The sequence below is a fragment of the Silvibacterium bohemicum genome (genome assembly GCF_001006305.1).
GTDB lineage: Bacteria > Acidobacteriota > Terriglobia > Terriglobales > Acidobacteriaceae > Silvibacterium > Silvibacterium bohemicum.
In genome coordinates, this window is the sequence record NZ_LBHJ01000020.1 from 118,717 (window position 1) to 143,920 (window position 25,204).

Consider the following 25,204-nt stretch of genomic DNA (forward strand, 5'->3'; position numbering starts at 1 on the left):
GCTACTTCACCAGATGTAAAGTCCGGCTCCAGCGCGTCTGATCGAAGAAGTGCAGCAGGATGTGGCTCATGAATCCCACGCGATCCCCAACGCCAGTCCGCTCGTACTGCGTCTCCGGCGTGATGAACGACCAGTACACGAAGAGCGGCCGGCCGACGATGTTGGCGCGAGGCACGAAGCCCCAGTAACGGCTGTCCAGACTCACGGTGCGGTTGTCACCCATGGCGAAATATTTGCCCTGCGGCACAACCAGGTCGCCATTCTGAATGTGACTGGGCAGATCCAATGCCCAGGTAGCCGTGACTTCGACGCCATCCGTGGGTGCAAACGCAGGGAAGTCGTCGCGATACGGGAAGATGTTGTCGGGCGCGGGTTTTCCTGCCTGTGGCTCGTTCTGAGCCACGCCATTCAGATAGACGATGCCGTTCACAAGATGAATGTGATCGCCCGGAATGCCGATCACCCGCTTCACCAAGTAGAGGTCGGGCTCGCCGGGCTTGAAGAAGACGATGATGTCGCCACGGCTCACGTCACGATAGTGCACGAAGGGCGCCCAATGAGTGGGAGGAGCCAGGGTTACGCGGTCCACCATCACGTGGTCGCCTACCAGGAGCGTCTTCTCCATCGATGACGAGGGGATCGCAAAATTCTGAAAGACGAATGTGAGCGCGAAAAGCCCTAAGACCAATACCCCGCAAATTGAGGCAAAGGCCTCAAACGGAGTTTCTTCGCCGCTCTGCTTGCTCTTCCCTGCCTGCTCTTCGAGCGCCTGCTCCATATTCTCCTGCAACGATCGTCTCCGCGACACTTATCAGCGAACAATGCGCAACATACGGTCCCAGCGCGCAAAATCCGCTACCTTGCCGGCAACTGCATTCCCGTGTCCGAGTTTATCATCGGAAGACCCGGCCGCCCTGACCTGCGGCATCTCCGGCAAATCCGTTGCCGAAGGTTGCCGCAGCGAGAAATAGATCACAAACGGACGCCCCACGATGTTGGCGCGCGGCACAAAACCCCAGTACCGGCTGTCGCGGCTATGATTTCGGTTATCTCCGAGCACAAAGTAAGAATTTGCCGGAACTATCAGTTCCCCGTTTTGAACGTCGCCCCGCATGGCCTGCCACCAGTGCGGATCGATTCCAGGATTGGTATAGCCTCCTGCCGGAAACTGATCCCGAAACGCATCCTCGTCGGCCGATTCATAGATCGCGTAGGGCTCGGTGACCGGATCGCCATTGCGATAAACCACTCCGTTCTTAAGGCGAATCCGATCTCCGGGAATGCCGACGACCCGCTTCACAACATGATCGGCCGGGTCGAGCGGGAAATGAAAAACAATGATGTCTCCCCGCTGCACCTTCCGGTATGGCAGCAGGTGCGACAACCATCCCGGCTTGCCGTAGATCATCTTGTTCACCAGCAGGAAGTCGCCGACCAGCAGCGTGCGCTCCATCGACTCGGAGGGTATCCGGAACGGCTGCAAGATGAAGGTCAGGGCGAACAGGGCGATCACGATGATCGACAGCAGAGAGCGTACCGTCTCCAGCGGCGAGGGAAAAACGATATGCGCAGCCTCAGGCCCGCTCGATGGCAAGACAGGCGCGGACTCTTCCACCGATGGCCTCTCCGAATTGGATGCGGGGAGGTTCATGACGGGGATTCTGTGGGTGACTCTACCGGATCGTGCCGCTTGAGCCGCACGATAGCCCGGCGCGCCGCCTCCTGCTCCGCTTTTTTCTTGGTATTGCCCAACCCTCGAGCCAGCGCTTTGGATTTTGTTCCGCTCTTCGCGACGAAGACCTCGACCAGAAACCGCTTGCGATGATCGGGACCGCTCTCGGCTTTCACCACGTATTCGGGCTGCCCGGACTTCTGTGCCTGCAGGAGTTCCTGCAGAGCCGATTTGTGGTCGCCGATGCTGCTGCCGCCCAGCATCTGCTCGCGAAGTACTTCCACCGAGGGTTCGATCACTTCGCGCACTACGAAGTTTCGCGTGTGTTCGATTCCCGCATCGAGATAAAGCGCGGCTACCACCGCTTCCATGCAGTTGGCCAGCAATGCATTCTTTTTGCGGCCGCCGCTCCGCTCTTCTCCGCGCCCCAGCAGCATGTACGAGCCGAGACTCAGTCTGCCGGCCACTGCGCCAAGATGTTTTCGACTTACCAGCTCGGCACGTAGGCGCGTGAGCTGCCCCTCGTCGAGGTCCGGATAGCGCCGGCAAAGATCGTCCGCCGCTAGAAATCCAATGACCGCGTCTCCAAGGAACTCCAGCTGCTCGTTGTCCGAATCAGGAACGCTCGCGGCGGCATCCGGATCTTTCAGCTTGTTCTCATAGGCCAGAGAGCGGTGAGTGAGAGCCTGGGTCAGCAGCTCCGGCTTGCGAAAGCGATGTTCGAGCAATGCCTCGATCTCGCCTGGGTCTTCTCCACTCGCCTCACCCTCTCTCGGATTCGCCTGCTTCAATTCGGCCGTCGCTCCCTGCCCGTATTTTTGCGTCCAGACTTTCGCAACTGAATCTTGCGCCTGCATTTTCGCGTTCGATGTTCAGTCTCGATACTCTCAACTGTTAAGGTCTATTGCGGGTGCTGAGTATTCGCGGGCGGCGGATTTTTAGACGGTGGATCATCTTGGTCCTCGGTAACCTCGCGTTTCGGCAGCGCAAACGGATTCTTCAACCCCTTCTCTGCCGCTTGTTTCGTATCAGGCTGTCCATCGCGAACCGTCAATGCAGCCTTATATTCCAGCATCGCATCGTCGCGCTTGTCCTCGACGTCAAGAATCCGGCCCAGGTAGATGTGCGACCAGGCAAGCATCCGCGGATCGCTCGACAGCCGCACCGTCTCCTTGAAGGCGCTCTCCGCGTCATCAATGTTGCCCGTCATCAAGCTGGCCCGCGCCAGGATGAAGTTCGCGCGCGCCGGATCGGCCGTGTGCTCTTTCAGCGCAGTCTCGGAGAGGCCGGTCGCCGTCTTGGCGTCGCCTTTGCTCAGGTTCAGTTCCGCGAGATCCAGGCCGCGCGGTTGAATCGGGGTGCGCCGCAATACATCCTGCGAGCCTTCTTCCACAAAATGCACTTCGCGAGCCCGGTGCAGCTCCTGATCCACCGGCATGCCATAAACCATCTCGCCGATGCTCTCCTGGAGACTGACCGGAGTGTGCTCGAAAGCCACCAGCTGGTCGTAGAAATATTGACTCAGGACATAGCCTTCAGACATGGAACGCCCTACCGACTGCTCTCGAATCGCCGTATCCTTCTGCACGTCGGCGTTGTGCTCGCGATAGATCCGCTCCAAATCCACACGCTCCGTATTCGCCGGTATCTGATGGATCGTGATTCCCGTGGACATGGTCCGCGCTTCTACTGCCCGAATCATCGACTCGATCACCAGAGAAACGATATCGCTGCGATAAATGAAGTCGAGAGGAGCATCGCGCACCACCTTCAGGAACGGCAGCATTCTGTCGATTGCTCCGGCCCGCTGATAGAGCAGGGGCTCAATCTCGTAGTGCAGATAGGTGTGACGAACCTGCTGCATGGGAATCTGGCCATTTGATGGGGATACCACGACGACGTAGTCGGCGCCATAGACGCGCGCGTTGGTCTCCGCCGGCGACAGCATGGGTTCGAGAACCACCAGAAAGCGGCGTCCGTCGTACGCGCTGGCCGGCATCTTCAGGTAAATATTGGTATCCACGATCATCTTGGTCAGTGGATCGTGGAGCTGCGCCACCTCGGCGTCGTAAGTAGGATGATTTTCCACCCAGATCACGTGAAGTTGCGCGGCCTGCACAAACTTCTGCAGAAGCGGCACGATGTCCGCGACCTGCGTCGAGTCCGGAGGCATGTCCGCTTCATCGACGCTCGGAGCAAGATCGGGCGGCGGCGTCAGATAGAGCGCCAGCGAAACATACTGTGCCAGGTCGTGGGCGCTATCCGCCAGACGATGCTGATCGATGTAGAAGCAGATACGGTCGCGGGCATCGCGAGCGTCGGCAGATTGCTGCGTCGCCTGATTGATCTGATCGCGAACGTGCTGCCGGATCGGATCCGAATTCTCGAGGCCGTTATCGTAGCCGCAGGCGTTAAGCGCGGCCGCGATGTCGAACAAGGCTTCGCTGGTCTGCAGGCTGATGGCCGGCCCTGCCGGATCGACCAAAGCCGGAGGCTTCGGCGGCGGAGGCGGCGTAATGGGGCTCTGCCCAACGGGCGACTTCGCCTTGACCGGCGTCTGGGCAAAGCAGCAGCTGCCCAGAGCAAGAGAAATGGCGATAACGGGAAGTGAGAAACGAGTCAGTGGTAGGAAAAACCGCATAGAGAAGGCCAAGAACGAGCCTACCAAAGTCTATGCGTCTGCGAGAGCCAGGGTCAATCTTTGAGCACGAAGGAAAGGCGGCGGGCCTTCCCTCTCGCGTGTTTTGGAGGTGGTATTTCCCGGGTCAGCCCTGTACGGAAATGCCGGATAAAGTGATCAGCGCGATGCCATGAACGGGCTCACCAAACACCCGCGCCGGTTCGAAAACGCTAAACAGGAGCAGTGTTTCCACCCGAGCCCGGGACTGGGGATCGCTTGGCCCGGAAACGATGCGGTAGTCGTAAGCGAGCCCGGCGCTATTGACATAGGCCTCAACGACAATCGGATTGATGGAGCTATCTGTTGTGAAAACAGCGGTTCTGGCCTGTGTCCGGACTTCCTTTTGATGGTCATCGAGATCGGCGGTGTTCTCCAGGCTGTTCGACTCGGTCATCGAATAGAGAAACCGCGGACTGGTCGCGGCGTCGGACGGCACGTCCCGTGCCTCTACCGGCTCAGGAGAGGTGAATGCTCCGATCATGAGAGCAGCCGTTCCCACCAGCAATACCGCGCTGGCAAACCCCGCCGAAGCACGCAATAGAAATGGCGCGAAGGTATTGGCCCACTGCACCTGAAACCGGGCTAGACTTTGGCGCGGTGTCTTTGCCTGCTCCTGAGAAATGGCGACACGCAACCGCAAGGCAAGATCCGCCGGAGCTTTCGCCGGACCGACGTCCGTGAGCAACTGCTGCATCTGCCGCCACTCCAGGAACTCCTGCGAGCATTCAGCACAGCGGTCCAGGTGGGATGCGACCTGCTGCATGGCCACACCGGTCAATGCTCCGTCCAGGTAGTCCGAGAATTGATCGCGAATCGAACGGCAGCTCTTCATCGCGCCTCCTCTGCGGCGAAAGACCGCGAACCCATGGTGGCTTCGACCGCGCCATGCGAAGGCCGCTTCCGAGCGGCTTCCGCGAAAGAAGCCAGGCGGGCCTTCAGATGTGCGCGCCCGCGCATTAGCCGTGACTTGACGGTGCCCAGGTTGATATTCAATATCTCCGCAACTTCTTCGTACGCCAGCCCTTCCAGGTCGCGCAGGATGACGACGGTGCGGAAAGGTTCCGGTACTTCCCTTAATTCGGCCTCGACCTTGGCGCGAATCTCAGCTTTTTCGGCTGTTTCAAAGGGAGACTCGTGCTGATCGATCAGGGTGTCCTTAATACAAAGCGGCTGGCCTTCATTGGATTCGCCCGTTTCCGCCTCGATCGTCACTTCCTGGCGACGATGACGCGACCACCAGCGGCGCTGGTTCGAGGCCTCATGAAGAGCAATCCGATAAATCCAGGTGCGCAGGCTGGCATCCCCATGAAATCCCGAGATTCCCCGGAAAATCTTCACGAAAACTTCCTGGGTCAGATCGGCGGCATCGGAGGAAAGCGGGATAGTGCGGGCGATCAAGCTATAAACAGGTTGGTGATAGGTGGAAATCAGCCACCCAAAAGCATCTTCCGAACCGGCCTTGAGCTGAGCGACCAAGGCCGTCTCTTCGGGCCGGATCCCGATTACGCTTGCAACATTTCCCACGGCAATCCCCGCTTGCATGAAAAAACTCCTCCTACAGTATCAGGAAGCCCCAACGACTCGCGAGTGGGCGCGCGCTTTAGCATTTTCCCTATGGGTGCCAGACCGAAGAAGAGAGGCTCAACGCAGCTTTTCCGTTAAGAAAAGCTGCACCTAGCCAATCTCCCAAAGGACATCGTAAATAGGGAAAAATGCTTTAGCCGCCGGCGGCCGAGTGTCTCGCTCACTCTATTATGCTTAGACACCGGCCTGAGGTGCTTCGGTTCCCGGCACTCCTAACTTTTCTGAGGCGGAGCGCTAGTTGGAAGGCGGATTCGATGCCGAACCGCTGGTCGTCGCGGGCGTTGGCGCAGGAGCCTTTTGGGCCGCCGGCTTCCGCTTTTTCTTCACGGCCGGTTGCACCGGTCCATCGTCCACAACCGCGGCCTTCGCCGGAGGAGGCGCAGGTATAGCGGCTGCGGCAGCTTTAACAGCGGCTTGCAGCTTCACGATCTGCGCTTCGCGAGCCTGAGCGGCAGACACAATTACATCGCCCAGCTGCTTGCGCGCAGACTCCAGACGATCGAGCGAGGATGCTATCGCGGATGCCTCGTTGTCTGGCGCAGCCAACATCGCAGTCTGATCCACGCGCAGCAAAACGTCGTAGAGGGCGTCGATATTGCGATACACGGCGAACGAGGGGGCGATGGAGCCTGCAGCGCCATCGGCCTGCGCGATCAGACCCGGAAGCGTCTCCACCAAGTCCCGCTGAATCGACGAAAGATTGCGATCGGTTGCGGCCCTCACCTCGCCGGGCGCTTTCCATCTCCCGGTATTCAGCGCGCCGGCTGTGCTCTGCACATCCTGCAAAGCAGGTTGCACGATCGCGGCAATACTCGATCCCGGTGTTCCCGGACCGGTACCCCCATTCGGGCTGAGAGCAGATTGAGAGAATCCGGCGGAACTCGCCAGAGCGGCCGCCGCAAAGAACTGCAAAATGCATTTCGAAATTGACATGTCTTTCGTCAACGATGCGGGATCTCCCCAACCGGTTGCAAGAGACTGGCAGGATTGACGAAACTGCCACAGTAAACGACAATGAAATCACCCTACCAATGTGGGCCTGTGGCGCAGCTGGGAGCGCGCTTCCATGGCATGGAAGAGGTCATCGGTTCGATCCCGATCAGGTCCACCAATTATTCCAACAACTTAGACGATTTCGCGCTTTTTCAAAAAGGTCCAAGAAGGTCCAATAAGAGCTTGCCGTCATTTGGACCCCGCTTTCAGAAGTCCTGCGAGCTTTGACTGAGCCTCCCGCTTGGCCGGAGTGACCGCCTGCGCGTAGACCTCAAGCGTCATCTTCACCGTCGCGTGCCGCAGTAGCTCCTGCACCACTTTGACATCCTCGCCGTTGGCCTTCAGCAAGGTGGTAAAGGTACGCCGGAAGGTATGCCAGCCGATGTGCTTTGCGATCTTCGCCCTTGCCGCGGCAGGACGAATACTCCGCTTCAGCAGTGAGTCGGGACTGTAGGGCTGCTTCCCCTTCTTCCGCGTACTGGCGAAGACCCAGTCCTTCGGCTGGTTGTAGGGAGCAGCGAGCTTCCACGTCAGCAGTTCCTCTGCAACCCAGGGGTCGAGCGGAACCGGCTTCCGTGAGATTTCCGTCTTGCACCGACCTACCCTCTGCCGGTAGACCGAGCGCGTGACGGATAGCTCCAGATCCTCAAAGTTCACATCCATCCACTTGAGTCCGATTAGCTCGCTGCGGCGCAACCCGGTGACCGTATCCAGAAGAGCCATGGCACGATCACGATGCGGGAGCTGATCAAACAACGCGATCAGTTCGTGAACCTCCAGTACGTCCGGAGTTCGCATACGCTTCCCGCTCTGTCGCACCATCGTGATCGGGTTCTTGCCCTGCGGCAGGAACTCGTGACGGATGGCGTGATTGAACAGGACGCTCATGATGGAACGGATCTTCGCCTTGCTCCCTCTGGCCAGCTTTAGGTCGCGCAGCCAATTCTCGACTGCAACAGCCCTTACCTCATGCAGCTTCATCCCGCCCCATTTCGGAACCACGTGGAAGTCGAGGATATCGGTGTAGGTTGAGCGCGTTGAATACGCCCTGCCCTCCTCCTCGTCTCCCTCCTTAATAGGACCAAGCTCCAGCTCCTTGAAGTGTTTTACGAGAGCGGCGACCGAAGCCGGTTGCTGAGCCATCTCGGGCTGCTCTTCATTAATGGTTAAGCGCAATGCGTCAACAGCGACTAATGCCTTGGTCTCGGTCGGGTACTCCTCCACCGTCCCGATCACCTTATTGCGGCGAACCCGTTTTCCGTTGTCGCCGGTTTCCCGCCAACGGAAGATCCAGCAATCCGGGCCTTCCTTGCGCTTTACGCGATCCAGTGTTCCTTGTTGATATCGTGTCCGTCGAAACATATTTTCTCCGTTTCGATGGCACAGACCACTGCTTCGATGGTGCCATAACTCAGCGGTCCTGAGCCTCGAATTACTGCATTAAACTGCGGATATACGCTTCCAGACCGGAGGCGCGGAAACGCCATACTTTGCCGAATTTCAGGCCGGGAATCTCCCCTCGCCGCGCTCTCCGTTTTACCGTCTCCGGATGCACATGCATCAGTTCCGCAGCCTGCTGGCTGTCGAGTAAAGGCTCGAAAATATCGGCCACCTTGATCTGATCTTCTTCTTGTTTTTGCATCCTCGTCTCCTGTCAGGACGTTTTCACGGATTGCGCGGGATTGGAACGTGCAATCAATCGCATTCCGTAGCGCCCATAGCCAGACAATAGGTCGAAATTGTGGCGGCGATTATTACCTTTTGCGACGCATTATTCCATCTGAGGCAATAATCCAAAGCCACACTATGTGGCATCGGAACCACAATCATTCAAGTCCTCAGCTTGAGTCTTGTCCGTGTATGCGCGATGATCGATTCGAGCGATGAGCAGCACACCCATCATCCCGCCGGGCGGTACGCCGCCAATCCCACCCCACTGGCGCGAGGAGAGCGACTGGATAGTCCTCATCGAGTTCTTGCGTGAGGACGATGCTGAGGATCGTGTGCGCGGGACGGAGGCCATCGGGTACATGTTCGCTTATTCGCAGATGACCGATACGCGCATGCTGGCGCTGGTTGGCGATCCGAAGGAAGATGCCTACGAGCTGCTGTTTTCGTTCTCGTCTCCGGTCAATAAAGTGGAGTTCCTGCATTTGCTGCAATCGAATGACGCAACCGCCTGCGAGGAGTTCGAGATTCTCGTTCCCGATCCATCCGAGATCGAAGCTGCCCAGCCCATCGCACGAGTGTTGCCCGAGGACGTCATGCGGCAGGTCACTGTCATCGCTGCCATGCTGTTTGGCGGCGAGTCGGACACTATCCAATAGTCTGTCCAGCGTCATATCGATCACGGCCTTGAACGATCCTCAAACACTCTTCTGTTTCACAGCTTCCGCGTTTGCCAATCCCTCAAACCCTGATCTTTTGCCCCATGCTCTTCCATCGCCCGGACACTGCTTCGGGTCTTAACCGCCGCCCTGCGGACTACGCGTGTTCTGCTTCGGCCTGACGGCCGCCCTGTGGGTTTCGGGTCCCTCCAAAACAATCTTCTGCAAAGAGCGCAGAACATTCTTTCGGCCCTCCCGAAAATGCACCCGCTTGCCTTGGGAGGCGGGACCCTCACATCGCTTCGCGTGGTGTGTTCCGAGCGCCTTCAGAGGCAAGGGGCCAAAAGGAGATTTCAGAGATGGCAACCACGACCGTAGCAACCGCGCTGCAGAGCAGCTTCACCAACAAGATCCTTCACGGCAACTGCATCGAAGTCATGAAGCATATGCCCTCTAACAGCGTCGATTTCATCCTCACCGATCCACCCTATCTCGTGAACTATCGCGACCGCAGTGGACGCACGATTCAGAACGATGTCGATGAGAGTTGGCTCAAACCAGCGATGGCAGAGGCGTACCGAGTATTGAAGCAGGACCGCGTGGCTGTGATGTTCTACGGGTGGACGAAGGTCGATGCGTTCTTCGAAGCCTGGCGCAGCGCGGGTTTTCAGCCTGTAGGTCACATCGTTTTCCGCAAGTCATATAGCTCGAAGAGCAGGTTCCTCCAGTATCAGCATGAGCAGGCATACCTTCTAGCGAAGGGCAGGCCGCCGCTCCCGAAGCGGCCGCTCGGCGACGTGATGGATATGCCCTATAGCGGCAACAAGCTCCATCCCACACAGAAACCGGTACCGGCACTGGCGCAACTGATCCGCAGCTTTTCTCTTCCAGGGGAGAGCGTGCTCGATCCCTTCGCTGGAAGTGGAAGCACCTGCGCTGCATCGCTCCTTACGGGTCGTAAGTACATCGGCGTGGAGATGGATGACGTGTACTTCAAACATGCCAGCGAGCGCTTACAGAGAGTCCACCAGAGGGTCGCCGCAAGGCGATCTTCTGCTTCGGGCATTCCCACGCGGGTGTGATGTTACCCGCGCGCGCCGCGCCTCAAGGCGAGCCATCGCTCTGAGTCGCGATGATTGCGGCCTTGACCCGCGACATGCCCGCGGATTCTTTGCCAGTCATGGTGGGAATGCCATGATCTGCGCCTGCACGGCGCAATAGAAAACGCATGATCTGTGATCCCAACCTGTGTCGCGTACACCACAATCTGGGTCTCTGGATTATTGCTCCAGATGGAATAATGCGTCGCAAAAGGTAATAATCGACCCCCCTTTTCTCGCCTACTGTCGCTCCAGACGTTGCAACGGAGAGTGCTCACTCGCCGGAGATGCAAACGAAAGGAGCAGACATGCAACCCAGCCTTCCCACCAAACGGCCTCACTTCCGGCGATTGCGTTCGCAATGCCGGAGGTGGGCGATTCCATCGCTGATGTTCCTTGCCGCTCTGCCGGTCTATGCCCAGACCGGCGCGAGCCCGTGGGAGAACGCGGTCAACGCTCTCAAGACCTCGTTCACCGGCCCCATCGCACAAGGGCTTTCGCTCGTGGCAATCGTCGTCGGCGGACTGATGTTCGCCTACGGCGAGGGCCAGTCGAAGAAGATGCTCGCCGGCATCGTCTTCGGCATCGGCATGGCGATCGGCGCGGTTAACTTCATGGCCTGGCTTTTTCCGTCGTAGCCCTCTGACGGCAGGCCCAACCAACACCCGCAAACGACAGGCAGGAAGGAGGTTAGCACATGGCAGAGGGCGGTTCAACACGCAACGACGTACGCAGAAACAAAGTCTTCAAGGCGATGAACCGCCCGCTGACCGTGTTGGGCGCGGAACGCAGATTGTTCTTCGTGGCGCTGATTACAGGTGGCGCCATCTTCTCCATGTTGCACTCCCTCATCGGCGGCATCGGCCTCTTCGTTGTAGGCGTCATCATCGCCCGCATTGCGACCAAACACGACGTAGAGATCCTGCGCATCCTCTTCAACTCCACGAAATTCCGCAGACGCTACGACTCCATGAAGTGGGAACCAACAGTGATCGTCATCAGGGGGCAGCGTGCTCAGGATTAGCAACATCACGAAGGACTGGAATGAAGCCGCTTCATTCGCCGAACAGCTTAACCTGTACGGCTTCTGGGACGACCACTGCTTCCTGACTAAGACGGGAGATCTCGGCGCCGTCCTGAAGCTCGAAGGCATCGACTACGAGAGCCTCGACCATTCGGGACGCGACTACGCGGTCAAGCGGCTCGAAGCCGCTCTCCGCTCCCTCGATGACAAGACCCGCCTCTATCAGGTCCTGTTCAAGCACAACCATCCGGAGATCGCGCACGCCACCTATGATGACCCACTCGTCCGCGCCGCGGTAGAACAACGCGCGGCGTTTCTCAAGGAAAAGTCAGACCGGCTGTATTCGATCGAGATCTATTGGGTGGTCATGATCGACGGCAGCTACCGTAAAGCCGGTCTGCTGCACGCGCTCGCACAGTTGCCGAAGGACCCGCGCTCATCGCTACGCGACCTTCGCGCCCTGTTCTCCGGCGACAAGACGCGGACCCTGCTCTACGAGCAGATCGAGCGCGACCGCGTGCGCCTACAACAGAAAGTTCAAAGTTTGAGTGGGCAGCTTAACGATCTTACAAAGATCGAGCTGTCAGGGGCGGAGAAGACCTTCCGGTTCATCCGGCGTCTCGTAAACTTCCGCCCCTCCAAGATCGATGACGCTCCGCTTCGCGGCTCGCGCCATCTCGACCGGCAAGTCTGTGACTCCGAGTTAGAGGCGCACCGCGGGTTCCTCCGCGTGGACGATAACTTCGTCCGCGTCCTCACGCTGAAGGAGATGCCCGGCGAGACTCGCCCCCTGCTGCTGCAGGGGCTGCTCGACGTCCCGGCCAATTTCCATGTCGTGACCGAATGGCATCCGGTGGACAACGCGAAATCCCGCAAAGAGATCGCTTCCCGACGCCGCCATCACCACAACTCGAAGACCAGCTTTGTCTCGAACCTTCAGGACCAGCAGAACACCAATCCGAAAGACCAGTTGGTCGATGACTCCAAAGAAGCCGCGGTCGCCGAGTTGGGCGGAGCCCTCACCTCGCTCGGTATGGAGGGCAAGAACTTCGGTGAGTTTACCTTCTCCGTTGTCGTTTATGACGAAGACCGTCTGAAGGTGGAACATGCCGTCGCGGAGTTTCAGAAACTGTTCACGCAGCATGATGGACTGCTCTACGAAGAACGCTACAACCTCCTCAATGCCTTCTTCGCCACTGTCCCCGGCAACCGGCAGTTCAACCTCCGTAAGCAGTGGGCGCTTAACTCCAACTATGCCGACCTGTCCTTCCTCTTCTCGATCGATACGGGTTCAAAGTGGAACGCAGAGCTGAATAAAGAATATCTGGCAGTCCTCGAATCTACCCACGGCACCCCCTACTACCTGAACCTGCACTATGGTGATGTTCCCCATGCGCTGATCACCGGGGCCACGGGCAGCGGCAAGTCCTTTCTCACCTCATTCCTGTTGCAGTCGGCGCAGAAGTATCAGCCCCTGACCATCATCTTCGATCTCGGTGCCAGCTACGAGATGCTGACGCGAACCTTCGGAGGGACCTATCTCAACGTCGGGTTGAAGACCCCAGGGTTCAGCATCAATCCGTTTTCGCTGGAACCGACGCACGAGAATCTCAACTTTCTTTATCTCTTCCTCCAGGTCCTGATCGAATCCGGAGGTCGCTATGAACTAACAACCGCCGATGAGAAGATGCTCTACGCTGCGCTGGAGCGCGTGTATAAACTCCCGCGCGAGATCAGGACGCTTACCAACTTCGCGTCCATCCTCGGACCTTTGGGCGAGCGTCTCCACCGCTGGACGCGTGCCGGCCAGTTCGGCTATCTGTTCGACAACGTAGAGGACACGCTCACCTTCTCGCGCTTCCAGACCTTCAACTTCAGCGGCTGGGACAAGTACCCCGATGTCCTCGAACCGATGTTGTTCTACGTGCTGCAACGTGCCTCATCAGAGATCGAGAAGCCAGAGAACGTCGGCATCTTCAAGCTCTTCGTCATCGATGAAGGCTGGATCTTCTTCAAGAAGCGCATCATCCGCGACTGGATCACGAGGGCCGAGAAGACATGGCGCAAGCTCAACGCGTCCATGATCCTCGCCACACAATCCATGATGGAGCTCAAGGACTCCGGGTTGCTCGAACTCGTGAACGAGTCCTGCCCCACCCGGATCTTCCTCGCCAATCCCGGCATCGACCGCAAGCTCTATGCCGAGACCTTCCAGTTGAAGGACACCGAACTGGAGCTGCTGGAGTCGCTGGTCCCCAAGCGTGACCTGCTCTTCAAGCAGCCACAGTATGCCAAGAAGCTCCGCCTCGCTGTCGATCCCCTCAGCTACTGGACCGCGACAAATACGCCTCGCGACAACATCCGCAAACAGGATTACTTCGCCCGCTTTGGGCCGGAGCAGGGCTTGCTCCGGCTCGTCCAGGACTTTCCCAACCCACTCAACCAATAAGGAGACTTATGCACCGCTCGCCTATCTTCCCGCTCCTCCTCGGCCTTGCTGCCACCGTCGCGCACGGCCAGCAAACTACCGCCCGCATCGTCAAATACCACGCCAACGACATCGTGAATGTTCGCGGAAAGATGAGCTACACCACGCTCATTCAGCTTCCGCCAACAGAGAAGATCCTGGACGCTGCAACCGGCGACAAAGACTTCTGGATCGTCGATACGGTCGGGAATTACTGCTTCGTCCATCCGGCCAAAGCAGGCATCCATTCCAGCCTCGACCTGATTACCGACAAGGGCAGCGTTTACTCCTTCACCCTCGATGAAGCTGGACCTTCCGATCCCGACCTGAAGGTCGTCATCGAGCCGTCCGACCCGGCCTTGCTTACTGCATCGAACGGCGCCAGCAAGCTGGTCTCTGCTTCGGAGGTCATGGCTGCGCAGGAACAAGTGCGGCTGGCCCAGACTCATGCCGCAACCGCCGCAGAACAATTCCGCGCCGACTATCCCGTCAAGGCGCTGAAGTTCGATTACACCTACCGCAACCAAAGCCCCTTCAATGTCTCGGCGATCTATCACGACGACAAGTTCACCTACATCAAGTCGTCAGCCTCTGAGAAGTTCTCGATCTACGAGCTGAAAGACAAGAAGCCCGACCTGATCACGTTCCAGCTTCTGGACGGCACCTATGTCATCCCCACTGTGGTCGATCACGGCTACCTCCAGATCGGCAAACACAAGCTCAGCTTCGACCGGACCGGCAAATAGGAGGCAACGTGCCAGAGGAAAAACAGATCCCCGAAGTATCCGAGGTGCAGGCTGCTGCACCTCAAACGCAGCCCCCTCCGGCCCTGCGCGACAAGCGCGTCCTGCCGGAGGGTGTTGTCCCCAAACAGGCGCAGGGTTACGTCGTTGCAGGACTCGCTATGCTCATTCTGCTCGCCGTGATGTTCTCGAAGAATCACGCGAAGACCACGCCTGCTGCTCTTCCGAACGCGACGCCATTCTCGAGCGATGCGAACGCGCGGAAAATCGCAGAGTTGGAACAGAACCTGACTGCGGAGCAACGACAAAGCCAGCAGCAGGCACAACAACAGAAAACGTCTCCTGCCGGCACGACTGCAGGAACCCAGGCTCCCACGCAGGCCGGTGGCCCGGCGTCTCCTGCTGCGCAGTCGGTAACGCCCGCTGCCACGGAACCGCCCCGCGATCCCATCGCTGATGCGGAGAAGGCAATGGCGTTCAAAGCCCGCTTCGCGTCGAACCTCGTCTCCGCCGACGCTGGCGCTTCGCGGCCATCGGCGTCTCCCGCGGGCTCCGCTGACGCGATCGCCCGTCCGGAGTCCGACTCGGTCACGTCTGCTCCTCGTTCTGCGACCTCGGCGTCGCAGGCTTCTGCTTCGCAGACCGCCGCGAATAAGCGTGCGCCAGAGGTAAGCCTTAACTCAGCACATGGCCAGCCTTTTGCGATCTTCGAGGGCACCACAATCGACACCGTTCTGGTGGACCGTCTCGATGGAGAGTTCGCCGGGGACTTCAAGGTCATGGTCACCAACCCTGTCTATAGCGAAGACCGTCAGCATGTGCTCATCCCCGAGGGAACCTTCATTCTCGGCAAAACCCAGAAGGTATCGAGCTTCGGCCAAAAGCACCTGGCTCTCACCTTCCACCGGATGCTCATGCCGGACAAATACAACGTAGACCTCGACCAGTTCACAGGTCTCGATCAGGCAGGTGAGACCGGCGTCAAAGGCAAGGTCAACAACCACTATCTCGAAATCTTCGGGACATCCATTGCTCTCGGCGTCATCGCTGGCGCTGCTGAGGCCACGACCAACAGCGGCTACAACGAAAGCGGCTCGGATGCTTACCGTCAGGGCATCGCATCCAGCCTTTCGCAGTCGAGCGCGAACGTGCTCGACCGCTTCATCAACGTCCTGCCCACGCACACGATCTTCGAGGGGCACCGTATCAAGGTCTACATCACCCAGGACATGCTGCTGCCCGCTTACGAAAACCACGACATGCCGGCGGTGTTCTGATGCGTGCCGCTCTCATCCTTTGTCTCGGCTCCGTGCTCGTGGTTGGCTGCGCCTCCCCCTCGCAGCCGCCGAAGCCCTCTCCCTATCGGTACAGAACGCCCGAACGCGTTTCCACGCGTTCTCCGTTCCGTCCCGTATCCATCCACCTGTAACTCCACGGAGGTTTCACCATGAAAGCAATAAGAACTCTTCTCCCCGTCTTCAGCCTGTTCGCTACGCTCGCGCTCGCGCCTGCGGCGCACGCGCAGTTCGGCTCAGGCATCGTCTACGACCCAACCCAGAGCGCCCACGCGGTTCAGGAGATTCAGCAGGGCGAGCAGCAACTTCAGAAGTGGGCGACCGAACTCAACAACTGGCAGCAACACCTCCTCAAGGAAGCCCAGATATTTACCACCGCGGAACAGACGCGGACGCAGATCGTGACCATGTACAACCTTGCCTACCAGATGGCCACGATGCCCCAAAACCTTGAGGCGCGCTACAAGGCAGACTGGTCGCGATGGGAGAGCCTCGCGGCTCCGCCAAACTCCTACGGCAATACGTCTCCCCTGGTAAATGCTCTCAACTTCGGCGGATTGCCACAGGCACAGCAGGGATACAACAGCGCCTACGTGCAGCCTCAGAGCTACCCCTCGGGCAGCTACTCGTCGCTCGATGCAAGGACGCAAGCCACGGTCGCGAATCAGTACGCGACGTCCGAGTTTGCGCAGAGTACGACCACCAGCACGCTCTCAACCCTCGGCACGATCCGCGCCGATGCCCAGGCATTCGCCACCAAACTCGCCAACCTCGAATCGGACACGTTCTCCAACGATCCCAGCCAGCAGACCCAAAATGCCCTGCTCGGCAAGATCAACTCTGCCACGCTGCTCCAGATCCACTCCCAGCAGGACACCAACCAGCTCCTCATGGCTTCGATCCAGCAGCAGCTTCTCGCCCAGAAGCAGCAGATTGATGCGCAGAACCGCGCCATCAACGACGCCATTTACTTCCAGCAGAACTTCTCCAACACCATGCAGAACGTGAGCAATGGCGTGAGCACGTCACTGCACGCGATCTCACTCAGCACCACAGCACAGTAAGCCGGAGGTCGTTCATGCAGGATAATCCGTTTACCTTTCTCGGCCAGGCCATCAGCCAGCTTCTGTCCTCGAACAGCGGGGCATTGCAGGCAGCGGGACTCGATATGTTCCGCGGCCTGGCCGTGATTCTTATCGTCTGGTTTGGGATCAAATCCGCCCTGTCCGCGTCGCAGGGACAGGGCGGATTCCACTTCGGCAAGTTTGCCGACCTGATCCTGTTGATCTCGTTTGGCCTTGGAATGCTGACTTACTACTCGACACCGATTCCAGGTGTTGGGTACAGCTTCAGCGACCTCGTCACCAAAGAGGCTCTCAGCATCTCCGGCCAGATCGAGTCCGATACCACGCAACAGATCGCTACCACGGTCACCACCGCCGAGCAGCAACTCGGTGCGCCTCCGGGCAACTTCAACATCCTCGAAGACCTCGTGTATCTGATCCTCGCGCTCCTTCTGGCCGCAATGGAGGCCGTGTCCTTCGCTGTGATCGCATACGGCTACGTTGCCGCCGCCGTATGCGTGCTGATCGGCCCGGTCTTCATCCCGTGGTTTGTGGTGCCGAAGATGGACTGGCTCTTCTGGGGATGGTTCAAGGCATTCATCGGCTTCAGCTTCTACCAGGTCATTGCCTCGGCCTTCATCTTCGTCTTCTCGAAGGTGCTGACCTCGATGTTCCAGGTCATTGGCACCCTCAGCCTCTCAAACGCCCTGATGAATCTTCCTGCGCTCTTCATCACCCTGATGGTCTGCATCTACGGCCTCGTCAAGATCCCCGAGTTGACTGGCGCCATTCTTAGCGGGCGCAGCGGAACCTGGGTCAACCCGATGGGACGGTAATCATGACAGCTACAAACTACGCGATTCGAACCACAGATGCCGGGCACCGATTTCTGGAGCTGTACGCCGAGCCAGTTGTCACCAACACCTACCTCAAGGTCGCGCTGCTCGTGCTCTCGGTCGTCACGCTCGCTTCGCTCACGCTCCTCTATCGCGCCGAGACCGCTGCCTTGCGGCTGAAGCCGCTCGTCATCGCGGTCTCGGAGGCGGGACGTGGACAGGTGTCGAGCTATGCCGACTTCTCAAAGGTCCCCGTTGATCGGGTGAGCAAGTATTACCTCGCCCATTGGGCGGAGCTTTACTACGGTCGCAATCACGCGACGTTGCAGCGTGACTTCCGTGAGTCGATGGACCTGTTCTCCGATGACTTGCAGGGCGCTACGCTTCTGCGCGTCACCAGGGCAAAGACGCTGGAGACCTTCCTTCTCGACCCGAGCGCCCCGAACGTCGATGTCGAGATTAAGACCGTGGTCCTTGAGGACCTCCGACAGGCTCCCTACCGCGCTCATATCGAGTTCGAAAAAGTCTTCCGTTCGCCCGGCGATCAGGACGAACAACGCCGCGAACGCTGGACGGCGAACGTCGTGTACGGATTCCGCGACGAGGTCCCAAACAAGATGCTACTCACCAATCCTCTCGGTCTGGTCATCAGCTACGTCCATGAGGATCAGGCATTCGGGAGCTAACGACCATGCGACCGAAGAAGTCCATTCTCCTCTACTGCGCCGACCAGGAACTGCTCTCGACGATCTTGTTTGCATTGCAACTACACCCCTATCGCGTGGTCGCAGTCCGCGACAGCGTAGAAGCTTCGCGCCTGGCCACGGACAGAGAGGCAGCCTTCGTCTGTGGCGTTCTCATCCACGCGCAACAGGCCGATCCTGCCGGCAGGATCATTCATCGCTTACTGGAGTGCGGGTCGCAGATACCGGTTCTGCTGGTAGACCGCGCTGGTGACCTCGCACCCGTCCGTTATGCCGACATGGTCCTCTATGGCCGCAACACCACGATGGCCCACATTCTCGCGGGAATCCAGGTTCTCAGCCAGCACAGGCCCGGACCGAAGCCGAGGAGGGCCGCATGAGACAGCTCATAGGCATTCAGTCGCTCTCCGGTCTTTTGCCCGATTCATCCTCGGACACCCGTTCGGTGCTTATCCCGCGCCCTTCGGCACGGCGCGTCTCTGCTTTTACGGCCTTCAAAAAATCTTTTTGCGACCAACGCAAAAACATTTTCCGAACCTTCCGGAAAAGACGCCGCTTGGCCTTGGGAGCAGGGCACCTTCACGTCGCTCCGCGCAGGGGTGACCCGAGCACGCTTCGGGCAAACCCAATACCGGAGAAGACAGGAATGAATACCGTATCTCTCACAGGCGTCATCGCAAGCACTCCCACCACCGCAACCGCCGGCAACGACCTGACCTATACCAGTTTTCGGCTTCGCGTCCATGCAGCTTATCTGGGCGACAGAGACGATGCTTACACCTACGTCGATGAGCACACCATCATCTGCGTGGGACAACTGACAGATATGCTCCGCATCCTTCCGCGCGACGAGGAGATCAACGTCGGAGGCGAGTTGCGGACACGCATTCATGTCTACCGCGTCGGCGAGCCAATCAACATCAATCTCGCCTATCCCTTTTCCGAAGTGGTTGCGGATTCGATCACATGGCGCGACCTCACCTTCAAGAGGACGGCAGGAGAAGACACCCTGATTGCTCTCTACAGACCAGAACGGCAATAGGCCGGTTTCGCGGAGAGGCTGCTTGTTCGCAGCCACTCCGCTTTCTTCATCAGCAGTTTCAAGAGGACATTCGTGAGTGAGTTGGTCTACATCGGCGGAGTATCTGGCGGCATTGACTCGCAGGCCGCTGCGCGGTTCATGCTGAACCGCTACGGCTCCGCTCGCGTCGTCCTCGTGAACTCGGACGCAGGCGGAAACGAACATCCGCTAACTATCGAACACATCGACTGGTACTCGCAGCATGTGTGCCCGGTCATGAGAATCAACGCGAAGGTCGGCGACTTCCGCAGCGACGAGTGGTGTGAGACGAAAGGCATCGATCCAGAGTCAGAGCTTACGTTTCCCGAACTCGCCAGGATCAAAGGCCGCTTTCCGTCCCGCAAGGCGCAGTTCTGCACGGAAGCACTGAAACTCGCACCCATCCGGCGATGGATCGAGGAGCACTATCCGGACGGGAACTACGCGCGCTTCACTGGCGTTCGCCGCGATGAATCCCCGTCCCGCTCTCAGCGCGAATGGCAGGAGTGGGACGACTACTACGATTGCGAGTTGTACAACCCCGTCTTCGACTGGACCAAACAGATGTGCTTCGACTACGTGAAGCACCACGGAGAGCAGATCAATCCGCTCTACACGCTCGGCTTCTCGCGTGTCGGCTGTGCCCCATGTATCAACTCCGGTAAAGACGACGTCCTCAATTGGGCGACGCGCTTCCCCGAAATGATTGACAAGGTCCGTGCCTGGGAACGGCAGGTAGGACGCACGTTCTTCGCACCGTGCGTCCCAGGCATGGAGATCAACTGGATCGACGAGGTCGTTGCGTGGGCAAAGACCGATCGAGGAGGCCGGCAGAACAATCTCTTCCGCATCCTGCCGCCACCTTCCTGTGAATCGAGGTTTGGTCTATGCGAGTGACCGCCTTACCCTTCGGTCTCGGCGCAGTTGTGCGTGGCGAGCATATAGAGCGGTCTTCCGATCGAACCCGCTTGCAGCGGGTCGAACGGATACTCGAAGCCGCACCCGAGGCAACAGAGCGCATGCTGCGACTTTGCGATTTCCTTTCGCACTACATCCGTGGGCAGCTTGTCATCTTCGATGAACCGCATGCCCGCAGGCTATCACGGGAAGGTGCTGCATGATTCATTACCATGGCACCCCCATCACTCCTGACTCGGCTGCTGCACAGATTCTCATGCGCCGCCATGCGATGGTCTCGTTCGCTCATCCGGAGCAAATCGATCTTGTAGCGGACGCTTGTCAGTCCTTCGCTCTCGACAACGGGGCGTTCTCGGCCTGGCGTGCCGGCAGACCGATCACGGACTGGAAACCCTTTTATGAGTGGGTCGCCGTTTGGCAACGGCATCCCGGCTTCGATTGGTTCCTGATCCCCGATGTGATCGACGGGAACGAGGAGCAGAATGACGCGCTGGTCTTCGACGCCGCGCTTTCTCGGCATGGAGTCCCCGTGTGGCATCTTCATGAATCGCTCGACAGAATCGAGCGGCTCATAGGACAAGGGTTCCCACGTATCGCAATCGGAAGCTCCGGCGAATTCGCGCAGATCGGCGCGCCCCGCTGGTGGCGCCGCATGGCCGAAGCCATGTCTGCCTTCTGCGACGAGCAAGGCAGGCCACGCACCAGGCTGCATGGCCTGCGCATGCTCGACCCATATGTGTTCGCGTCGTTCCCATTCGCGAGCGCCGACAGCACGAACATTGCCCGCAATATCGGTCTGGATGGCAGGTGGACAGGCAGCTATTCCCCTGCGACCAAGTCTGGTCGCGGTGTTGTGCTCGTTGATCGAATCGAAGCAATCAATTCGGCCGAACGGTGGAGCGGATTCGCATACAGCGAGTCGCTCCCGCTGCTCTTTTCAGATAGCCCTGCCGAGGAGTCTGCATGAGATACCTCTCCGTTTGTTCAGGGATCGAAGCCGTTTCGGTTGCGTGGCAACCTCTCGGCTGGCAGCCCGCGATGTTCGCAGAGATCGATCCGTTCTGTGCATGGCTGCTGCGCTCGCGCTATGGCGCGTCGCGTCCGCTGCACATGCCCAGCCCGAACGATGCCTCCAATCGGAAGGAGGCGAAGCAGCGCGCGGCAGCCATCCGCAACGTTGTTGCTCTGCCTGCCGATGGCGCGGTCATCAACGCCGGAGACTTCACAAAAATTGGAGTAGAGGATGTTGGAACAATCGACCTTCTGGCCGGAGGAACACCTTGCCAGTCTTTCTCCGTCGCCGGTAAGCGAGCAGGACTGGATGACCCGCGTGGCAACCTCACTATCGAGTTTGCTCGACTTGCTGGCAGACTCAGGCCCCTATGGCTGGTGTGGGAGAACGTCCCCGGCGTCCTGTCGATCGATGACGGACGGACGTTTGGAGCCTTCCTCGGGATACTGGTCCAACTCGGGTATGGGATCGCCTACCGAGTTCTGGACGCTCAGCATTTTGGAGTTCCCCAGCGACGGCGTCGCGTCTTCGTTGTCGGACATCTTGGAGACTGGCGAGGTCCCGCAGCGGTACTACTTGAGCGCCACAGCCTGTCGGGGTATCCTCCGCCGCGCCGTGAAACGCGGAAAGACGTTGCCCCCACTCTTAGCGCGCGCGCTCATGGCGGTGGCGGGCCGGGAACAGACTTCGACCTCAGTGGCGGCCTGATTCCCAGCACCGGAGACACCCCTCATTGCCTCAATGCGGGGGGCATGGGAAGACAGGACTTTGAAACCGAAACTCTCATCACTCACGCGCTCTCAGCCGATGGCTTCGACGCGAGCGAGGATGGCACCGGGCGTGGAACGCCCATGGTGCCCGTCGCAATCTGCACCGCACATACACAATCGAACGGAAGCGGTTTCTCCGATGATGTTGCGCACACTCTTGAGAGTGGTGGCGCTCAGGCTGTCGCCTTTGCGCAGAACAGCCGAGATGAAGTGCGACTGCATGGTGGAGACGGCAAGACAGTCGGGGCACTCGCAGCGCAGCCAGGCGTAAAACAGCAATCCTACGTCGCCTTCTCTGCGAAAGACTATGGAGCCGACGCAGATAGCGTCGCACCGACACTGCGTGGCATGGGACATGACCGGAGCCATGCGAATGGTGGCGGCCAGGTAGCGATCGCCTTCGCACAGAACCAGGAAGGAAATGTCCTGAGTGGCGATGTGATGCAGTCGCTTGGAACCAACTCCAATGCCACCGGACGCAACGCCCCGACGATCGCGTTCACGCTACACGGCAGCGACGGTACCGCAAGTGCGGCTTCATCCACTGAAGTCGCAGGAAGTTTGCGTACACGCGCCCCTGGAAGCATCGAGAACAGCTCGACGACTGCCGTGCTTCAGGAGCAGCCCGTTGCCTGGTCTGGAGAACTCACTGCATCGACCGATGTCACGGGAACTCTTCAGCGTGGCGGCGAGGGTGGGCGAGTCGATGGAGTGATGACGCCTCAGATGGCCGTGCGGCGATTAACCCCTCGTGAGTGTGAGCGGTTGCAGGGATTCCCAGACGATTACACGCTGGTCGAGTATCGCGGCAAGCTGGCAGCGGATGGCCCCCGCTACAAAGCGCTCGGCAACTCGATGGCAGTTCCGGTCATGCACTGGATAGGGAAACGGATTGCGGCAGTCGATGCCATCCTCCGTGACCGGCGCGGCGACGGGGAGTCTGGGTGAGCACGCGTATGCAGATTCTCACGACACCGACGCGTACTTCCTTCTCGCGGATACAGGTGGGGCTTCTTCTTGCCGTCACCAATCCTGAGTGGATGGTCTGCGTCTCGCCTACGACCCTGTCGCCCGAATACGGGATCTCCGCCTGGCAGGGAGCTGCACACAACGATGCCGGCCAAACGGTGCAGTGTACCCACGCGCAACACTTGCAGCCGGACTTGGTGGCCAGCAGACACCGTGCGGTTGGTTTTTGGTTGCATCGGCATCCTCAGCGCCGTCGAACCCTTCAGTCGAGTGTTTCCGTAAAGCGCCATCTCTCCTGTATTTGCCCAGCTTTCCCTCGGTCACTCGCTTCGGTGCTCACCCCGCGCCCTGCGGCACGGCGCGTCTCTGCTTTTACGGCTTTCAGAAAATCTTTTCGACAACCTCCGCACAGAACGCGGACGAAAAGATTTTCCGAACCTTCCGCAAAAGCGCCGCTTGGCACACATTATGAAAGGACGCCCCACCCCCCTACGTGCAAGAGGAGTAAAAAGCCAGAGGGAGGAAGAGCGAGATGGACAGCATCAAGTATGTCGGCATGGACGTTCACAAGGAAACAGTCTCGATTGCAGTGCGTAACCAGGCGGGGAAGATCGTGATGGAGACAGTCATAGAGACGAGAGCGAACGCGATCCTCGATTGCATCCGAGGGATGCGTGGTGAGCTGCATATCACCTTCGAAGAAGGTACGTGGGCCGCATGGCTCTATGACCTATTGCATCCTCATGTTGCGCGCGTCGTGGTCTGCGATCCACGCCGGAACGCCTTGCTCACCGAGGGCAACAAGGGAGACAAGGTCGACGCACACAGGCTTGCGGCATTGCTTCGCGATGGCGGTATGCTTCGGCCGGTCTACCACGGTGAGCACAGCCTGCGCTCTCTGCGAGAGCTGGCGCGCAGTTACCTCGTCATCACCCAGGATGTGACACGGGTGATGAACCGCACGAAGGCGCTGTATCGCGGCTGGGGTATTCCATGCGGCGGACAGCAGGTATATGCAGCTAACCACCGTGAAGCGTGGCTGAGCAAGCTCCCTGAGACTGGCGTGCGGCGCAGGGCGGAACATTTCTACCAGGAGTTGGACGCGCTCCGGGCACTCCGCCAGCAGGCAAGACGCGACCTGCTGACGGAGGCTCGTAAACAGCCGGCCACACGCTGGCTCCGTCAGGTCCCGTACATCGGACCGATCTGGTCAGCGCTGCTCGTTGCGTTGCTCCAGACACCTCATCGCTTTCGGACGAAGAGGCAGCTCTGGTCTTACTGTGGGCTGGCCATCAGAACATCGAGCAGCGCCGACTACCAATTCATTGACGGAGAGCTGAAGCGATCGAAGAAGTCGCCTCTTCTCCGCGGGCTCAACACGAACCACAACCATGCGCTGAAGAACATCTTCAAGCACGCCGCGATGGGCGCAAGTTGTGGTTCAGGCCCGCTCCGTGAGTTTTATGACGCCCAGGTCGCTCAGGGGAAGAAGCCTGCGATGGCCCGGCTGACATTGGCCCGTAAGATTGCGGCCGTCACTTTAGCTGTTTGGAAGCAGGAAGGAGGGTTTGACGCGGCCCATCTAAAGCTGCAGGCTTGAGCGCCCCGAGAACAGATCTACCATGCAGGCGATTCTTCGCTTCGTTGTGGCCAGAGACGTTTCCGGAGCTCTCGGTTCGAGGGTGAGTATCCACTCCCAAGTTAGGCGATCACGCGCCTCGGCGCACAGTCTCCATTGGCACTCTATGCCCCCTTGGATAACCGAAGAAAGTCGTAGGCCTCGAGTCTCGAATAAGACCATGGTTGGCACCTTTGCCAATCGGTTCGCTTGTCAGCTTCGAAAGTGGATGGCGTTCGCTCAACGATCACGATGAATAACTCTGCAAGGAAAGAACTGCAATCGAGACAAAACCTGAAGGCGTGGGGGTTGGGGCTGGCTGTCAAGAGACGGTCGCTCCGCGACGGGAGAACCCTGTCTCTTGACAA

At 58.9% G+C, this 25,204-nt stretch carries 26 protein-coding genes and 1 tRNA gene; 17 read left to right on the top strand and 10 right to left on the bottom strand.

The window, feature by feature from the left end; translation table 11 throughout:
- Position 1 precedes the first annotated feature (1 nt).
- From lepB (XX99_RS23690) to XX99_RS23725, 7 genes are all read right to left on the bottom strand, one after another.
- On the bottom strand, positions 2-778 hold the full coding sequence (lepB, locus tag XX99_RS23690) for a signal peptidase I (protein WP_050061899.1): 777 nt from the start codon (positions 776-778) through the stop codon (positions 2-4).
- Between the two features lie 33 nt (positions 779-811).
- Positions 812-1,651 carry a signal peptidase I gene (gene lepB / locus XX99_RS23695; protein WP_082125912.1) on the bottom strand — a complete coding sequence of 280 codons (840 nt, stop codon included), beginning with the start codon at positions 1,649-1,651 and terminating at the stop codon, positions 812-814.
- Positions 1,648-2,529, bottom strand: coding sequence for a ribonuclease III (gene rnc / locus XX99_RS23700; RefSeq protein WP_082125913.1), 882 nt, complete (start codon positions 2,527-2,529; stop codon positions 1,648-1,650). Before rnc ends, lepB (XX99_RS23695) begins: the two co-directional genes overlap by 4 nt.
- 44 nt (positions 2,530-2,573) lie before the next feature.
- Positions 2,574-4,313, bottom strand: coding sequence for a hypothetical protein (locus tag XX99_RS23705; protein WP_231581590.1), 1,740 nt, complete (start codon positions 4,311-4,313; stop codon positions 2,574-2,576).
- Between the two features lie 124 nt (positions 4,314-4,437).
- Positions 4,438-5,184, bottom strand: a complete 747-nt coding sequence (locus XX99_RS23715; protein WP_050061903.1) for an anti-sigma factor family protein — start codon at positions 5,182-5,184, stop codon at positions 4,438-4,440.
- On the bottom strand, positions 5,181-5,894 hold the full coding sequence (locus XX99_RS23720) for an RNA polymerase sigma factor (protein ID WP_050061904.1): 714 nt from the start codon (positions 5,892-5,894) through the stop codon (positions 5,181-5,183). Before XX99_RS23720 ends, XX99_RS23715 begins: the two co-directional genes overlap by 4 nt.
- Positions 5,895-6,170: 276 nt before the next feature.
- Positions 6,171-6,869 carry a hypothetical protein gene (locus tag XX99_RS23725; RefSeq protein WP_050061905.1) on the bottom strand — a complete coding sequence of 233 codons (699 nt, stop codon included), beginning with the start codon at positions 6,867-6,869 and terminating at the stop codon, positions 6,171-6,173.
- 102 nt (positions 6,870-6,971) lie between these two features.
- Between XX99_RS23725 and XX99_RS23730 the strand changes: the two genes are divergently transcribed.
- A tRNA-Ala gene (locus XX99_RS23730) sits at positions 6,972-7,047 on the top strand.
- Positions 7,048-7,118: 71 nt separating this feature from the next.
- On the opposite strand, the gene XX99_RS23735 is transcribed toward XX99_RS23730, so the two are convergent.
- Positions 7,119-8,291 (bottom strand): tyrosine-type recombinase/integrase, encoded by a 1,173-nt coding sequence (locus XX99_RS23735; RefSeq protein WP_050061906.1) that lies wholly within the window; start codon positions 8,289-8,291, stop codon positions 7,119-7,121.
- Between the two features lie 70 nt (positions 8,292-8,361).
- Positions 8,362-8,571: a helix-turn-helix domain-containing protein gene (locus XX99_RS23740; RefSeq protein ID WP_050061907.1), complete on the bottom strand. Its 210-nt coding sequence runs from the start codon at positions 8,569-8,571 to the stop codon at positions 8,362-8,364.
- Positions 8,572-8,812: 241 nt separating this feature from the next.
- Here XX99_RS23740 and XX99_RS23745 point away from each other — a divergent pair, with 241 nt between their 5' ends.
- Positions 8,813-9,256: a hypothetical protein gene (locus XX99_RS23745; RefSeq protein WP_050061908.1), complete on the top strand. Its 444-nt coding sequence runs from the start codon at positions 8,813-8,815 to the stop codon at positions 9,254-9,256.
- Positions 9,257-9,615: 359 nt separating this feature from the next.
- Positions 9,616-10,338, top strand: coding sequence for a DNA methyltransferase (locus XX99_RS23750; protein ID WP_050061909.1), 723 nt, complete (start codon positions 9,616-9,618; stop codon positions 10,336-10,338).
- 22 nt (positions 10,339-10,360) lie between these two features.
- On the opposite strand, the gene XX99_RS28455 is transcribed toward XX99_RS23750, so the two are convergent.
- A complete protein-coding gene (locus XX99_RS28455; protein WP_260315140.1) occupies positions 10,361-10,486 on the bottom strand; it encodes a hypothetical protein in 126 nt (41 codons plus the stop codon).
- Between the two features lie 178 nt (positions 10,487-10,664).
- Here XX99_RS28455 and XX99_RS23755 point away from each other — a divergent pair, with 178 nt between their 5' ends.
- The 14 genes from XX99_RS23755 to XX99_RS23825 all read left to right on the top strand — a co-directional run bounded on the left by XX99_RS23755 (position 10,665) and on the right by XX99_RS23825 (position 24,818).
- The gene (locus XX99_RS23755) at positions 10,665-10,994 is read left to right on the top strand and encodes a TrbC/VirB2 family protein (RefSeq protein ID WP_184084566.1); all 330 of its coding nucleotides are present in this window, start codon (positions 10,665-10,667) and stop codon (positions 10,992-10,994) included.
- A gap of 59 nt (positions 10,995-11,053) precedes the next feature.
- Complete coding sequence (locus tag XX99_RS23760; RefSeq protein ID WP_050061911.1) at positions 11,054-11,380, top strand: VirB3 family type IV secretion system protein; 327 nt, start codon at positions 11,054-11,056, stop codon at positions 11,378-11,380.
- A complete protein-coding gene (locus XX99_RS23765) occupies positions 11,367-13,829 on the top strand; it encodes a VirB4 family type IV secretion system protein (RefSeq protein WP_050061912.1) in 2,463 nt (820 codons plus the stop codon). The genes XX99_RS23760 and XX99_RS23765 overlap by 14 nt, the downstream gene beginning before the upstream one ends.
- An 8-nt stretch (positions 13,830-13,837) precedes the next feature.
- On the top strand, positions 13,838-14,593 hold the full coding sequence (locus XX99_RS23770; RefSeq protein WP_050061913.1) for a TrbG/VirB9 family P-type conjugative transfer protein: 756 nt from the start codon (positions 13,838-13,840) through the stop codon (positions 14,591-14,593).
- Between the two features lie 8 nt (positions 14,594-14,601).
- Positions 14,602-15,867: a TrbI/VirB10 family protein gene (locus XX99_RS23775; RefSeq protein WP_050061914.1), complete on the top strand. Its 1,266-nt coding sequence runs from the start codon at positions 14,602-14,604 to the stop codon at positions 15,865-15,867.
- Positions 15,868-16,037: 170 nt separating this feature from the next.
- Positions 16,038-16,949 carry a hypothetical protein gene (locus XX99_RS23780; RefSeq protein WP_050061915.1) on the top strand — a complete coding sequence of 304 codons (912 nt, stop codon included), beginning with the start codon at positions 16,038-16,040 and terminating at the stop codon, positions 16,947-16,949.
- A 14-nt stretch (positions 16,950-16,963) separates the two neighbouring features.
- Positions 16,964-17,785 (top strand): type IV secretion system protein, encoded by an 822-nt coding sequence (locus tag XX99_RS23785; RefSeq protein WP_050061916.1) that lies wholly within the window; start codon positions 16,964-16,966, stop codon positions 17,783-17,785.
- 2 nt (positions 17,786-17,787) lie between these two features.
- A complete protein-coding gene (locus XX99_RS23790) occupies positions 17,788-18,471 on the top strand; it encodes a VirB8/TrbF family protein (protein ID WP_050061917.1) in 684 nt (227 codons plus the stop codon).
- Between the two features lie 5 nt (positions 18,472-18,476).
- Entirely contained in the window at positions 18,477-18,869 is a 393-nt protein-coding gene (locus XX99_RS23795) for a hypothetical protein (protein ID WP_050061918.1), read from the top strand.
- Positions 18,870-19,135: 266 nt separating this feature from the next.
- Complete coding sequence (locus XX99_RS23800; protein ID WP_050061919.1) at positions 19,136-19,531, top strand: hypothetical protein; 396 nt, start codon at positions 19,136-19,138, stop codon at positions 19,529-19,531.
- A 72-nt stretch (positions 19,532-19,603) separates the two neighbouring features.
- Positions 19,604-20,446: a phosphoadenosine phosphosulfate reductase family protein gene (locus XX99_RS23805; protein WP_156186185.1), complete on the top strand. Its 843-nt coding sequence runs from the start codon at positions 19,604-19,606 to the stop codon at positions 20,444-20,446.
- A gap of 220 nt (positions 20,447-20,666) precedes the next feature.
- Complete coding sequence (locus tag XX99_RS23815; RefSeq protein ID WP_050061922.1) at positions 20,667-21,434, top strand: hypothetical protein; 768 nt, start codon at positions 20,667-20,669, stop codon at positions 21,432-21,434.
- Positions 21,431-23,197: a DNA cytosine methyltransferase gene (dcm, locus tag XX99_RS27875; RefSeq protein ID WP_050061923.1), complete on the top strand. Its 1,767-nt coding sequence runs from the start codon at positions 21,431-21,433 to the stop codon at positions 23,195-23,197. Before XX99_RS23815 ends, dcm begins: the two co-directional genes overlap by 4 nt.
- 553 nt (positions 23,198-23,750) lie before the next feature.
- The gene (locus tag XX99_RS23825) at positions 23,751-24,818 is read left to right on the top strand and encodes an IS110 family transposase (RefSeq protein ID WP_050061924.1); all 1,068 of its coding nucleotides are present in this window, start codon (positions 23,751-23,753) and stop codon (positions 24,816-24,818) included.
- Positions 24,819-25,204: the final 386 nt, after the last annotated feature.